This is a genomic window from Williamsia muralis (assembly GCF_051487485.1).
Lineage (GTDB): Bacteria > Actinomycetota > Actinomycetes > Mycobacteriales > Mycobacteriaceae > Williamsia > Williamsia muralis_B.
The window spans coordinates 419,637-433,388 of record NZ_JAHVCV010000005.1; the positions used below are offsets into that span (position 1 = coordinate 419,637).

10 protein-coding genes and 1 pseudogene are annotated in these 13,752 nt (G+C 62.9%); 3 read left to right on the forward strand and 8 right to left on the reverse strand.

The features are described from left to right. Positions 1-11: 11 nt before the first annotated feature. Genes KXR83_RS16220 through KXR83_RS16240 form a run of 5 tightly spaced genes read right to left on the reverse strand, consistent with a single transcriptional unit; the run spans position 12 to position 5,558 of the window. On the reverse strand, positions 12-1,592 hold the full coding sequence (locus KXR83_RS16220; RefSeq protein ID WP_437425681.1) for an ABC transporter permease: 1,581 nt from the start codon (positions 1,590-1,592) through the stop codon (positions 12-14). After that, entirely contained in the window at positions 1,589-2,494 is a 906-nt protein-coding gene (locus KXR83_RS16225; RefSeq protein WP_437425682.1) for an ABC transporter ATP-binding protein, read from the reverse strand. Before KXR83_RS16225 ends, KXR83_RS16220 begins: the two co-directional genes overlap by 4 nt. A gap of 60 nt (positions 2,495-2,554) precedes the next feature. Continuing rightward, complete coding sequence (locus KXR83_RS16230) at positions 2,555-3,046, reverse strand: flavodoxin domain-containing protein (RefSeq protein WP_437425683.1); 492 nt, start codon at positions 3,044-3,046, stop codon at positions 2,555-2,557. Next, the gene (locus KXR83_RS16235) at positions 3,043-4,581 is read right to left on the reverse strand and encodes a DUF4389 domain-containing protein (protein ID WP_437425684.1); all 1,539 of its coding nucleotides are present in this window, start codon (positions 4,579-4,581) and stop codon (positions 3,043-3,045) included. Before KXR83_RS16235 ends, KXR83_RS16230 begins: the two co-directional genes overlap by 4 nt. A gap of 50 nt (positions 4,582-4,631) precedes the next feature. Beyond that, positions 4,632-5,558, reverse strand: coding sequence for a universal stress protein (locus KXR83_RS16240; protein WP_437425685.1), 927 nt, complete (start codon positions 5,556-5,558; stop codon positions 4,632-4,634). A 214-nt stretch (positions 5,559-5,772) separates the two neighbouring features. Here KXR83_RS16240 and ppsA point away from each other — a divergent pair. Then, positions 5,773-8,080, forward strand: a pseudogene (ppsA, locus tag KXR83_RS16245) (phosphoenolpyruvate synthase). 120 nt (positions 8,081-8,200) lie between these two features. Here ppsA and KXR83_RS16250 read toward each other — a convergent pair. Beyond that, complete coding sequence (locus KXR83_RS16250; RefSeq protein WP_437425686.1) at positions 8,201-9,124, reverse strand: 1-phosphofructokinase family hexose kinase; 924 nt, start codon at positions 9,122-9,124, stop codon at positions 8,201-8,203. Positions 9,125-9,141: 17 nt separating this feature from the next. Further along, positions 9,142-10,125, reverse strand: a complete 984-nt coding sequence (locus KXR83_RS16255) for an Acg family FMN-binding oxidoreductase (protein ID WP_437425687.1) — start codon at positions 10,123-10,125, stop codon at positions 9,142-9,144. A gap of 226 nt (positions 10,126-10,351) precedes the next feature. Here KXR83_RS16255 and KXR83_RS16260 point away from each other — a divergent pair, with 226 nt between their 5' ends. Both KXR83_RS16260 and KXR83_RS16265 read left to right on the forward strand, forming a co-directional pair. Continuing rightward, positions 10,352-11,125 carry an SDR family NAD(P)-dependent oxidoreductase gene (locus tag KXR83_RS16260; RefSeq protein ID WP_437425688.1) on the forward strand — a complete coding sequence of 258 codons (774 nt, stop codon included), beginning with the start codon at positions 10,352-10,354 and terminating at the stop codon, positions 11,123-11,125. Beyond that, on the forward strand, positions 11,122-12,591 hold the full coding sequence (locus tag KXR83_RS16265; protein ID WP_437425689.1) for an AAA family ATPase: 1,470 nt from the start codon (positions 11,122-11,124) through the stop codon (positions 12,589-12,591). Before KXR83_RS16260 ends, KXR83_RS16265 begins: the two co-directional genes overlap by 4 nt. A gap of 104 nt (positions 12,592-12,695) precedes the next feature. Here KXR83_RS16265 and KXR83_RS16270 read toward each other — a convergent pair whose 3' ends face one another. Beyond that, positions 12,696-13,574, reverse strand: a complete 879-nt coding sequence (locus tag KXR83_RS16270; protein ID WP_437425690.1) for a universal stress protein — start codon at positions 13,572-13,574, stop codon at positions 12,696-12,698. Between the last annotated feature and the right edge of the window lie 178 nt (positions 13,575-13,752).

Sequence of the window (13,752 nt, forward strand, 5' to 3'; positions counted from 1 at the left end):
GCCCACCCTTCTCAGCCGATGTCGCGATGTTTGAGCACATAGGATCCGGTCAGCGCAAGGGCAGCGGCGAGGGCGATCATCCCTATTGCGGGTGTGAGTGTTTGGGAGCCGGTGACGGTGGGGGTGTGGCTGAAGGGGGAGAGTTCGGCGAGGTTCACGTCCACGTCGATCAAAGGCCCGAAGACACTCGTGACCATGACTGCGACGAGCAGCGCCCACGCCCACGGGCCTGCATGGCGGGTGATCCCGACCAGCACGGTCGCCACCGCACAGATCGCCCAGATGGCGGGAACCTGCCCCATGGCAGCTGCGAATATTCTCCCAGCGTGTGCGTTGTCCCCAGTAGCGATGACCTCCCCGACAGCGAGGATGCCCCCGGAGATGCCCATCAGCGTGGCGGTTCCAACGAAAGCGACGACCAGGTGTGCTCCGAGCCAACGTGACCGAGACGGAGCCGCGGTCAGGAGAAGGTCTGCGCGACCGGCCGCTTCATCTCGGACGAGATCGACCATGGCATGGATGCCGAATGCTGTAGCCAACAACCCGATGTAGGTGAGCTCGGCCGAGTACAGGGTGTCGATGGCCGCGCCGGAGTCGTCGAGGCGCTCGAGATAGTCGTTCATACCGCTATCGGAGAGCATCGTGTCTGCGTTGGCGGCGACGTTGCCGACCACCAGACTGAGTGCGGTAATGCCCGCGGCCCATATGTACCAGCCTGACCGCAGTGACCTCCACGCCAATCCGAGGTGGCTGTGCAGGTCGGTGGCACTGGAGACGGATGAACGTGACCACGGGGCTTCGCCGACGTCTCGGGATTCGTCGATTCTCCACGCCCACAGTGTGATCAGACCGGCACATGCCAGATGAAGCAGCATCGGCCACCATCTCTCACCTGCATAGGGTTGGGTCTGTTGGGACCAACCCAGGGGCGAGAGCCACCGAACCCAGCTCAGGGAGCTGATGCTGTCGGCCACGGCTCGAATGAGAAAGCACAGTCCGATCAGCGTGTACGAAGCGCTGCGCGCCGTGCGACCGGTGCCGAAAGCCTGTGCACAACAGGCACCTACGACACCGAACAGTATTCCGAGGGTGGCCAAGTTGGCACCGACCATCATCGATCCGTGCGTCGGGAGCCCGAGGCCTAGCAGCACGGCGGCAACGCCCAGGCCGGCGATCACGCTGAACACCGCTGCACTGAGGCAGCCGGCGATCAGCGGTGACTTCCGTCCGGCACCCGTAGCGATGAGAAGATCTGTCCGGCCGGTCTCTTCATCGGCGCGGGTATGACGGATGGCGACGGATGCCGCGACAGCGCACACAGCGATCGCGCCGAGCATGAACGGTTTGAGGATCGCCAGTTCCCCGAGTGATCCCACGGAGGTGACCCGGCCATACAAGGCGGTCACCGCAGGTGTGGAGTTGATGGCGGATGCGGCGCCGGCCAGCGATTGCGGCGTCGAGTACAGGTCTTTGGTCGCGTCCACCGAAACCCAGGTTGTCACGGCAAGAACTGCCAGCCATGACGCGCTCAGTGTGCGATCTGATTTCGCGTCGACGCGCAGCAGCGTGCGGAACCCCTGTGTCGTCGTCATGTCGGCGCCGGATGTTGGGAGGTGTCCGGGTAGTCGCGCAAGAACAGGTCTTCCAGGGCGAGTGGGGTGACGCTGAGATCTCCCACCCCGATGTCGGCGAGCCTGCCCAGAAGGTTGGTCAGGCGGTCGCGGTCGACGGTACAGCTGAAGGTACTGCCGGCGATCTCGATGTCGTGGACGCCGGAAACCCTTCGCAGTGCTGCCCCGGATCCGATCAGCTCGGCGCGCACGACCAGGCGCGTCAGTCGGCGAAACTGTTGAAGGGTGCCCGATTCGACGGTCCGTCCGGCACGAATGATCGTCACACTGTCGCATAGGGCCTCCACCTCGGCGAGCATGTGGCTCGAGAGCAGGACCGTTGTCCCCGCGTCGCGCCGCTCTTCGATGCACTGGCGAAAGACCGCTTCCATCACCGGGTCGAGCCCGGTGGTCGGTTCATCGAGAATCAGCAATTCGGCGTCGAAGGACAGTGCAGAAATCAGGGCAACCTTTTGTCTATTGCCTTTGGAGTAGGACCTCGTCTTCTTGGTGGGGTCGAGATCGAACCGATCCACCAGTTGAGCACGGCGAGTGAGGTTTACGTTCCCGTGCACTTCGCCCAGCAGATTGAGTACCTCTCCTCCTGTGAGCGAAGGCCACAGGCTTACGTCGCCGGGTACATACGCCAGCCTCGTGTTCACGAGGCCGGCATGACGCCACGGGTGGTAACCGAAGACGCGCACGGAGCCGGCGTCTTCGCGCGCCAGGCCGAGAAGGATCCGCAATGTGGTGGATTTGCCCGACCCGTTTGGTCCCAAAAATCCGTGGACCGATCCTGCCGCGACAGCCATCGTCAGACCATCCAGGGCGCGTGTGGTGCCGTACCTCTTCTCGAGGTCGATGATAGTGATGGGATCGTCCATTGAAGCGCCTATCTCGGTTCGGTCAAACTGCTGATGATGCGGCCGGCCCACTCGTCGACGTCATCCCAGTCGCGAGCATCTCCGTATCGGCCTCCCATGAGACGGAACAGGATCCGTCCGGTCCTGGGCCAATCGCCGGGTGCGATTTCGCCGGCGAAGAAGCGATGCGATCTGACGTCTGCCTGGGTCCTCAGCTCGGTGACTGCACGCGGCTCGGAAGTGACGTGACGAAGGGCGCGTGCTACCGGCCGGACCAGAAAAGAGCTGGTTGCTCCCACCGAGGAGACCGAGTATGCCCATACCACAAGGGGATCGTGGGGCTGCTGAAAAGCGCGAACCGCGGCCTCTGCGGCGGGAAGCCATTGCCCGTTTGTGAATGGCACTTCCGATGATGAGGTAGTCGACCTCGGCGAGATCGCCAAGTCCGCTGCGCTCGTCGAGTGCACGGAGTTCGACGTCATCTCCTTTGCCACCAACGATCTCGGCGATCCGTTGCGCGATGCTCTGGGTGGTTCCGTGAGCAGTCGCATAGGCGACGACTGTGTTTGTCACGCGTTGAACCAATCGCGGTGTTCGGGCGGTTGGCTGGGGTGTTCGCCCAGACGGGCAGGCGCACCGACAGGTGATGGTTCGGGGCGTGGGGGAGTGGAATGTGCTGAGCCGGGCGACTGATGGCCACTCGTCGGTTCGTACGGGCCTTGATCCATGCGGAACGGCGGGTACTCGTCGCGCATCAAAGCTGCGTAGGCCGCGACTCGGAAGGCCCACCGGTTGATTCCCATGATGAAGTCGAACAGCGCTCCGGGGTAGCGGCCGGTGAACAACAAGCCGATGCCGACGATCAGGATGAGCAGACCGAGCAAAGAACTGAACAGGTAGGGCTGTCCAGCGGAGCCGACGCCGTCATCGCCGGCGATGCGGAAGCCCGCGTACCAACCACCCGCAAGGATTGCCAGAACGATGTAGTGCGGGATGGCCAGCAGCCACCACTTCACCAGCACCAATCCGCGGGACAGCTTCTCGGGGTAGTCGACGCTGAAGTCGGCGGGATAGTCGGTGCGCTGCAGGGTGAATGGTGGGTAGCGGTCCGTGCCCAGTGCCGAGTAGGCGTAGAACTGCACGCGCCATGCCCATCGAAGTACACCTACGTTGAAGTCGAACAGGCCTCGTGGGTATCGGCCGGTGAACAGGATGGACAGCCCGGCGGCGATGGTCGTGAAGAGGAATGCAATGCCGAGGAACAGCAGAACGATGTAGTGCGGTATGACCAGCAGCCATTTGACGAGCCACAGCCATCGCGACAGTGATGGGTCGCGTTCTCCGGTCAGAGTGGCTGGGTAGGCGTCAGACGGTGCCGTGGACGTTGCAGTGTCTTTGGCGGCCGCCGCGGGTGCGGTGGGAAGTGCCTGAGGATGCCTCCCGAGTCCGATTGCTCCGACCACGATCAGCGGTATGCCGATGAGGAGGAAGACTGCGGCGATTGCCAATACGGTGACGGCCAGAGGGCCGAGGAAGTCGAAATGCACTCCAGGTTGGAGTTCGACGGCGACCCCCGGACTGGCGTCGGCGTTCATCACCACCGCTGTCCAGGAACCGTCTTGCAAGTCCCACGACAGTTCCTGCGTCCCAGATCCGGCGATGCTTCCCGACCACAGCTGTTCCTGTGCGGGAGGTGTTGCGGTGCGGTCTCCGGGGACCTCGTCGTACTTCACCCGAAAGGGGTCGTAGGTTACCTCGTCGATGCGCGTGTGGGCCACATTGCGCAAATACTGGTTGACCTCGTCGGTGGGTCCGATGCCGATGAAGACGGGACTGCCGGGATTGCTGGCAGTGGCTTTCAGGGTGATACGACCCAGGCTGTCAAAGCCCAGGGCGTCGGGCCGATTCGCGGAATCGAAAATGTCGATGTCATTGGAGACCAAAGCGCTGGAGGCGGTTTCGAACCTCTCCTGGGGCAGGGTGATCTCTCCGCCATCCCGTTGAATGAAGTACCCCCATGACAGAAAGGCGCCAGCGCAGAGAAGCGCGACTCCGAGCAGCGCCGAGAAGCACCCGAGAATGAGCATGACCACTCTGCTGGTTCGCATGAAGGTCTCTTGTCGAATGGTGTGACGTGATTGGGTTGGGTGTGGCGGGATTAGCGGGCGACGCTGCGGGCAAGACGATGGAAGATCCGCCCACTGCTGAGGTGTGGGCTTCGGACGACAATCAATGGACAGGGCGGCTTGGGCAGGAGCCTTTGGCTGGTGGAGCCCAACAACATGCCGGAAAATCCGCCGAGGCCACGGCTTCCGACAATCAGGAGTTCTGCCTGTGTCCCCAGTCGGGTGAGTAGGTCGACGGGGTCTGCGTGCATGGTGTGCAGGGTGGTCGACACATCAGGGTAGTCCCGACACCAGCCAGCCAGTTGCTCTGCGAGGAGGGTGCTTTCGGCATCACGGGCGTCGATGACGTTGGGGCTGGCAGCCACGTAGGCGGAACGGCCACCAGTGTCGAGCCACGAATGCGCGGCCACCAGCGGTACGTGGCGAAGGTCGGCTTCATCGAACGCCAGGGCCGCCGCCTCGGCACTGGGCGCTGATCCGTCGAGCCCGACAACGATGTGTCGCCCTGCGGCCGGCTTCCAGCCTGACGGGACCAGTGCGACAGGACAGTGGGCATGGGTCGCCAGGGCGGAGGCGACGACATCGGCCCCGCGGCCGGTAGCGGGGTCGATCCCAACAACGATCATGTCGGCGTCGATGGATTGTCTTATCAGCTGGTCGCGGACAGACCCTTTGAGCAAGCGGGTACCGATCGCCAGGTCTGGAACACCGACGCGATGGGCGGCCTGCCGCGCGACGACCCTCGCCTCGGTGAGGACAGTCTGTGCCGCGCGCTCGATGTCGTGGCAGTAGTCGGCTGCTTGCGGTGAGGCACCGGCAATGGAGTCGAGGTCGTCGGCCACAGCAACGATGTGCAGGGCTCGAGAACGCAGAGCTGCTTCGCTCGCCGCCCATTCAGTGGCGGCGGGATCGCTGGATGCGGTGGAGACACCAACAATGATCGGGCGGCGTGTGGGCATTTGTTCTCCTAACTCCGGTACACATCTTGCGATGGCGTTCCCGTTTACCTTTAGAGTCGGTGGTCACCTCCTCGCCGGGAATAGGTCCCATGTCCGCCGAATGCGTGTCCGGCTTGTCCCGTGGGACCAAGGTCCCTCGCGAAGCATCGAAGTGCCATTGATGAAGCAACATTGGGCACTGGAAGCGCCTTCATAAACGGACAAGGGTGGGGCCATGACGTTTGTGAAGTCTTTCGCCGATCTGTTGTTGATCAACGCCGACGAGGCCGGCGGTAAGGGCGCCAACCTCGGTGAGCTCACCCGTGCCGGCCTGCCGGTTCCAGACGGCTTCGTGCTGCTGGCATCGGCTTTCACTCACACCATGCGGGAGGCGGGGATACTGAGTGAGATGACGGCGACCCACAATGCGGCGCTCGCCGCGGTGAACGATGATGGCGAGCTGACCCGATTGTGTCGCAGGCTGACCGAACTCGTGGCCAAGGCCGGGATTGACCGAGAGGTCTGTCTCGCGCTCAGTGTTGCCTACCAACGCCTAGGTAACGGTGATGATCTCAACGTCGCCGTCCGGTCGTCGGCAGTCGGCGAAGACGGCAACGACGCTTCGTTTGCAGGGATGAATGCATCCTTCACCAACATCGGCTCTGAAACCGAGTTGCTCGAGGCCGTAAGGGATTGCTGGGCGTCGTTGTTTACTCCTCGGGTGCTTACTTATCGTGCGAATCAGGGACTTTCGGATGCACCCGTGATGGCAGTCGTGGTTCAGAAGATGATCGTGCCGGCCAGGGCGGGGATCGTTTTCACCGCCGATCCGACCACCGGGGACCGGGACCGCCTGGTGATTGAGGCGGCTCGAGGTCAGGGCGAGGTGGTTGTGTCCGGTGCAGTGGAACCTGATACCTACCTGGTGTCGAAAAACGACCTCACCGTCATCAACGCCAGAATCGGCCAACAGGATTTCCAGATCACCCAGGGGTTCGACGGACACGATCAGCGGGTGCCGCTCAGCGCGGGCGTCCGACATCAGAAGGTGCTCGACGATCCGACGATTGCGCGGATTGCTGAACTGGCGCTTCGAGCCGAGAAGCACTATGGCCGGCCACAGGACATGGAATGGGCCATCGATCACCACGGATCCATCTGGATTGTGCAGTCGCGGCCGATCACCACCCTCGGGAACGAGCGATCCGCCGTCGCGACGAGCGGTCGCGCTGAAAGCGGGACTCAGTCTGTGTTGGTGCGGGGTCTACCGGCCGCACCTGGCATTGTCAGCGGGGCAGTTCGGATCTTGACCGATCCGCATGATGGGCGGCTACTCCGCGACGGAGAGGTCCTGGTGGCACCTATGACCAACCCGGATTGGCTGCCCACCATTCGGCGGGGCCGCGGCATTGGTCACCGACAGCGGCGGCGTCACCTGCCACGCGGCGATCGTTGCCCGTGAGGTCGGGGTTCCGTGTGTGGTGGGCGCGCACTCGGCGACCACGGACCTGACCGACGGTGTGATCGTCACCGTGAACGGGCAGACCGGGGAAGTGTCTGCCGGGCAACCGCGGACAGCAGTCGCATCAGTTGCGACGAATCCTCAAGGGCCCGCACGCGGGGCAGCGGTCATGTCGGAAGTGACCGCGACTAAGATCTACGTCAACCTCACCTCGCCCGAGGCCGCTGAAGCTGTTGCAGCGCAGAACGTGGACGGTGTCGGGCTGCTTCGAGCAGAGTTCATGCTGACGAACGCACTCGGCGGAAAGCACCCCCGTGCCGTGATCGCCGATGGTGATCAGGACGTGTTCGTCGACGCAATGGCGGACGCCCTCAGCCGAATCGCCGCACCGTTCGGATCGCGGCCGGTCATCTATCGGGCCACTGATTTTCGTACCAATGAGTTCCGCGGTTTGGCCGGCGGCGATGAGTACGAGCCGATCGAGCACAATCCGATGATCGGCTACCGCGGGTGTTACCGATATACGCAGAACCCGGACGTGTTCCGGTTAGAGCTGGCAGCACTCGCGAAAACTCGAGAAACTCATCCCAACGTGCATTTGATGACCCCGTTCGTCCGAACCAAGTGGGAACTGGAACGCTGTCTGCAGCTTGTCGATTCGAGCGAATTAGGTGATCACCGGGGTATGCATCGGTGGGTGATGGCCGAGGTGCCGTCGGTGGTCTACTGGCTCCCTGAGTACGTGGGTGCAGGAATCGACGGGGTGTCCATCGGCAGCAATGATCTGACTCAGCTCATGCTGGGAGTCGATCGCGATTCCGAGACCTGCGCTGAACTCTTCGATGAGAGCGACCCCGCCGTTCTCGACGCGATCGAACACATTGTCGCTACAGCGCGCAAGCACGGGATCACCTCGTCGCTGTGCGGTCAAGCGCCGTCAACACACCCCGAGTTCGCAGAACGACTGGTACGCATGGGAATCACGTCCATCTCGGTCAACCCCGACGCTGTCGACGCCACCCACCGGCACGTTGCACGAGCCGAACGTCGTTTGATGCTCGACGCTGCACGCCGGCAATGACACTGCTCGAGCAGCACACCACGGGCGTCTCACATCGCGCACCGGCTTCGCCCTTGGGCGAGCAGTGCTGAGGGCCAGAGCTTTACGGCCTGCTCTGCCGACAATATCGGCTATTGGTGCCTACCTCGGCGACTGCTGATACAACCGGTCGACGTCCACTCGCCGGCACGGCTGCGTTCCTGGCGTCAGGAGTGTGGCTGCGCCGGCGGCTGTCCCGAATCGAACCGCATCAATGAGCGACCACCCCTGGTCCAACGCGTATGTGATGGCCGCGACCATGTTGTCACCTGCTCCGACCCCACTTCCCTCAGGCACATGAATGCTGGCTACGTCCGTCGCCTCCTCGACGGTGACCACCATGGCTCCATTGCTGCCATACGAGATCACGACGATCTCGCTGACTCCGGCGTCAATGAGATCCCGTGCTGCAGCGACCTGGGAAGCTCTGTCGATCAGACTGTTCCCGACGCATTCTCGTAACTCGCGGAGGCTGGGCTTGATCAAGTAGGCGCCGCTGACCAGCTTGAGGGTAGGACCAGCGGTATCGACGATGAGTCGGCAGTCGTGTTTCTCCGCGATCCGTGCCAAACCTGCGAAGATGCTGTCCGAGCACCCTGGAGGGACACTGCCGCTGACTACGAGGTAGTCGGCGCCGGAAGCGCATCGGGCAACCGCCTGCAGACAACGCTTTTCCTCGCCACTCGTGAGGTGGGGCCCAGGCAGGACGAATCTGTACTGCTGGCCTGTCCATTCCTCGGTGACGGTAAAGCTTTCGCGTGTGGGGTTGGCGATGGTGACAGCGTGGACGGCGATTCCGTCTTTGCCGAGCATTGTTCGGATGTGAGCGCCAGAATAGCTGCCTGAAGTGATGACGGCCTCTGCGGTTCCACCCAACGCGACGACGGCCCGCGCCACGTTGACCCCGCCGCCGCCGGGGTCGTAGCGCGCTGTACTGCAACGCATTTTGTCGGTTGGTATCAGTTCGGGAACTGACGTGTGAATGTCCAGAGCGGGGTTGAGGGTCAGGGTGAGGATCGGCGCCATCGGTGCGGTCGCTTGCGTCAGCGGGCCGACTGCGCGGCATCGAGCCCGACCAACACCGACGACAATGGCTTTCTCGGCGTCGGCGGGAGCGGATCGGCATTTGCAGGCGCCCACCCGACCCGCAGGATGAGCTGGGGGTAGCAGTCGTTGGTGGCGACATGCTCTTGGATGACGGTACGGGTTTCAGCGATCTCGAGTGGCTCTGAGAAGGGGCACGTCGACAGACCCAGCGCGGTGGCCTCGAGGAGGACCCCGCTTGCTGCTTCGCCGGCGCGAAGCTGCGAGGCGCGATCATCTCCGGGTGTACCGACGATAAGGAGGATGCCGGCGTCTTCCTCAGAGTCAGCTCGTGCTGATTGAGACAGAGCGGGCGAAGTGAACTCGCGCAATGCCGGTGACGGGGGAGTCGTCTGGGCGGGTGCGTTACTGGATGGGACGCCGTCGTGGACGCGATACCCGCCGCTCCAGATCGCCAGCTCGGCTTGGTAGGCCGGGTCGGCGGCGTGGTGGTCGGCGGCCATCGCCGCAGCGCGTCGAAAGTAGCTGGACATGTGGGCCCGATCAAGCACTACACCTTCGACCGCGGCGCGCTTGTTGAGCATCGACAAGTAGCGGTCCGGTACCGGCCAGGAGCTGTACCAACGCCGGTCAGACCGGCGTCGGGGAATTGCGGCCGCGAGGGCGATGTCGTCTTCGGCGACGAACTGAGGATGCATCTCCACGGCAGCGATGTGGTACGGGTCCTCGACGGTGGGGAAGCGTCGCACCACCGCTCGCCAGCCGAGCGCTGCAAGAGCTACGCGCATGTGGTGCAGGGCGATTCCGCAACTCAAGTAGAGGTCACGGGCGTCCGGATCGGTGTGGACCAGGTGAAGCTGCGGGTCGGCATAAAGATGGATGCCCTGCGAACTCACCCGCCACCGCCAGGGCTGGGAATTGTGTACCGACGGTGCCCGCAGGGCCAACGCCGCAGCGGATTCCAGCGTTGTTCTATCCGGCATCGTGTGGTTCATAGGTCGACTCCCATCGCTCGATAGTCTCCAGACTGTGCCACTTGAACCGGCGGGTCGTTAGGGGAGAAAGTCCCCGGTTGGGGGCACTTGGCATCGCCCGCCCGCTTGAAAGTGCCGAACGGCCGTGCAGAGGTGACCATTGCCCGTCGCGATTGTTCCCATTCCCGTCCGATGCTGATCTAAGCGGTCAACCACAGCTGATTGAGGGGAAGCGATGAGTGTGTACAGCGGTAGAACAGTCCTGGTCACGGGCGGAGCGCGAGGCATCGGTGAAGCCACTGTGCGCGAACTCAGTGCTGCGGGTATGAACGTTGTGGTGGCCGACATTCTCGATGATGAAGGTGCTGCTGTGGCAGCCTCGCTGGGGGACTCTGCTGTCTATGAGCACCTCGACGTGACCGATGAAGCCAACTGGAACTCAGTGCTGACCCGAAGCCAGCGCAGGTTCGGTCCGCTCAGTGCCCTGGTGAACAACGCCGGGATCCTGGCGTTCGGAGGGGTGGAAGACATTGAGCCAGAGGCGTTTCGGCACCTCATCGAAGTAAACCTCATCGGCCCGTTTCTGGGTATCCATTGTGCGGCCGGCCAGTTGCGCGACTCCGGCGCGGGCGTGGTCGTCAACGTGTCCTCGACGGCGGGATTGATGGGTTATCAAGGCATCGCGGGCTATGTTGCCAGTAAATGGGGCCTTCGCGGCCTGACGAAGTCCGCTGCACTCGATCTGAGTGACGGCGGGGTCCGAGTCATGTCTGTTCATCCTGGTCCGATCACCACTCCCATGACCGTTGGACTCGACGAGGCGACCGCTGCCGGGCAGCCCATACCTCGATTCGGCGAGCCGTCAGAGGTGGCGGTCATGATTCGTTTTGTGATCACCGAGGCCACCTACTCCACCGGGTCTGAATTTGTTGTCGACGGCGGGGCCGTGACAGGAACTGGCCCTGTGGTCACCGACCACATCCGTGACCGCGAAATCGCCGCCCGATGAACGTGCCGTTCGCCGAAGTGCGCGAAACCCACTCAGGAGTGGTGTTCTTGTACGGCGATCGTGCCTACAAGACCAAAAAGCCGGTCAAAACACCGTTTCTCGACTTCAGCTCGACTGCACAGCGCGATGCTGCGTGCATCCGCGAAATAGCCCTCAACAGGCGTCTCGCTCCCGACGCGTACCTCGGTCTGGGACACCTGACGTCGCCCGAACGCGATCCTGAACCCGTCGTCATAATGCGCCGGATGCCAGAAGACACCAAGCTTACGCGGCGACTCGACGACACCACCGCAGTAAAAGTGATCAATCAACTCGCGCGCATGATCGCTCGATTTCACCAGACAGCGCAGCGGAGTGATGTCATCGACCAGGACGCGACACCATCGGCTGTGCTCAACCGATGGCAACAGAACATCGCCGAACTCGGCGACCTGTGCTCGAATCCTGACGACGCCGCGCTGGCACATCAGATCGGACTGCTGTGCGACCACTACCTGCGCGGCCGCGGGGTGCTCCTGGCGGACCGCATCAGAACTGGCCGCATTGTCGACGGCCACGGTGACTTGCTGACCGACGACATCTTCTGTCTTCCCGACGGGCCGCGAATACTCGACTGCCTGGACTTCGACGACCACCTCCGGTACGTCGACGGCATCGATGACGCTGCCTTCCTGTCCATGGACATCGAATTCCATGGCCACCGCGCCTTGGCCGATAAGTTTCTGACGACCTATCTCGAAGCCGGCAACGACGACGCGCCGGCATCGTTGATCGATCACTACATCGCCTACCGCGCCGTTGTTCGTGCGAAAGTCGAGATGATTCGCGCGAATCAGGGCGTTCTCACCGCTCACGACGACGCCCATCGCCATCTCAAGCTTGCGCGCGAGCACCTGCTCTCTGGACAAGTGCGTCTGGCGATTGTCGGCGGGCTTCCAGGAACGGGAAAGACCACTGTCGCAACCGCATTGGCGAGATCAGTGGACGCGGTCATATTGTCGAGTGACATTGTGCGCAGAGAGCTGGTGGGGGCCGGAGTCATCGCGGGAGCGCCGGGAAAGTACAGAGAGGGTCTCTACTCACCGGCCAACAAAGCCATTGTGTACGGATCGATGTTCGAACGAGCCCAAACTCATCTGCTCATGGGTCGTTCGGTGGTGTTGGACGGGTCATGGACCGACCCCGAAGAACGCCGGTTCGCCGCAACCGTGGCGGACGAGACCAGTTCAGTGCTGGTCATGATGCGGTGTGTGGTGGACGAGGAGACCGCGAGCCAGCGAATTGCCGGTCGGCTCGACAGCCCGTCGGATGCTACGCCCGCGATCGCTCACAAGATGGCAGACATCGTCGATGACGAATCATGGCAGGGAATAGCACAAATCGATACGTCGCAAGCGTTGCGCGACAGCGTAAACGAGGCTGCCAGGGTCTGGACTGCTGCCACGATCCCCGCGCTCGCACCGTAGCTGTTGGCGACACGTGCCGTCAGGCGCCGGCCGTTCACAAACCCCTCCAAACGCTCAGGCCCGCGATGACTGATCGTCATCGCGGGCCTGACTCGTCTGTTGGTCTACTTCGGAACGATCATCACCGGACACAGTGCCGAGTGGAGCACTTTGCGGCTTGTCGACCCCAGGAGCATTCCGGTGAAACCACCTCGCCCATGCGAGCCGACGACGACCATCTGCGCCGCCTGAGCGTGATCGAGGAGTGCTTGCACCGGCCGATCCCGGACCGCGACGGCCCGAACCTGCACGTGCGGGTACTTCTGGCGAAGGGCGCCGATACTGCGCTCCAACACTCCCTCGGCCTCCTCACGAACAGTCGGCCAAGCCCAGGGCTCGAGCCCCTGATTGGCGTGCACAAGCGCGAAGTCACCGTCAGACCATGCGTGCACCGCGGTCAGGCCCACCCCACGCGCGGCCGCCTGCTCAAACGCCATCTCCAGCGCTGCCTGACTGGCCGAGGACCCGTCGGTGCCGACCACAATCGTCTTTCGACTGGCCTGATCGCTGGCGGCCCATCCGCGCACGACTGTCAGCGGTGAATGGGTATGGGCGGCCACCGCCGAACTGACCGACCCGAGAAGTGCCCTGTTGATCCTGCCCATCCCGCGACTGCCGACCACCACCATCCGTGCCGTTTTCGACAACTCCAACAAAGCAGGAATCGGCGGCTCAGACACCACTCTGGTGGACACATGCAACTCAGCACCGTCGTCAACGGCTTGCATGGCCAGCGCGTTGGCTTCGGTCAACGCATTGTCGGCATCAGACTGCAATGCCTCGTAGTAGCTGGTGGGCAGCATGGCATTAGCCGGCGGGCAGATCGACGAGACCAGCACCAGCTCGGAATGGTGCAGTACTGCGTCGTGAGTGGCCCACCGCACAGCGTCCAGTGCTGTCGACGAACCATCCACACCGACGACCGTGGGGGCAGAAGTGGACATCGGATTCTCCTTGATTGATTGGCTTGCGAGTTCATTCAACGCCGTCACCGCCGGCTGCGAACCTGCCGAAAACCACCGGGTGAGGGGACGAAAGTACTTTGGCTCAGGAATGCCACCACGGACAGAGTGCGGCGTTGGTCGACCGGCGGTCGGCAGGTGCCGGCCGCGACTGCAACCC

Coding starts and splice junctions, on each gene's coding strand:
- KXR83_RS16235 (WP_437425684.1), bottom strand. CDS start 4,581: ATGCGAACCAGCAGAGTGGTCATGCTCATTCTCGGGTGCTTCTCGGCG.
- KXR83_RS16225 (WP_437425682.1), bottom strand. CDS start 2,494: ATGGACGATCCCATCACTATCATCGACCTCGAGAAGAGGTACGGCACC.
- KXR83_RS16265 (WP_437425689.1), top strand. CDS start 11,122: ATGAACGTGCCGTTCGCCGAAGTGCGCGAAACCCACTCAGGAGTGGTG.
- KXR83_RS16240 (WP_437425685.1), bottom strand. CDS start 5,558: ATGCCCACACGCCGCCCGATCATTGTTGGTGTCTCCACCGCATCCAGC.
- KXR83_RS16255 (WP_437425687.1), bottom strand. CDS start 10,125: ATGCCGGATAGAACAACGCTGGAATCCGCTGCGGCGTTGGCCCTGCGG.
- KXR83_RS16260 (WP_437425688.1), top strand. CDS start 10,352: ATGAGTGTGTACAGCGGTAGAACAGTCCTGGTCACGGGCGGAGCGCGA.
- KXR83_RS16250 (WP_437425686.1), bottom strand. CDS start 9,124: ATGGCGCCGATCCTCACCCTGACCCTCAACCCCGCTCTGGACATTCAC.
- KXR83_RS16270 (WP_437425690.1), bottom strand. CDS start 13,574: ATGTCCACTTCTGCCCCCACGGTCGTCGGTGTGGATGGTTCGTCGACA.
- KXR83_RS16220 (WP_437425681.1), bottom strand. CDS start 1,592: ATGACGACGACACAGGGGTTCCGCACGCTGCTGCGCGTCGACGCGAAA.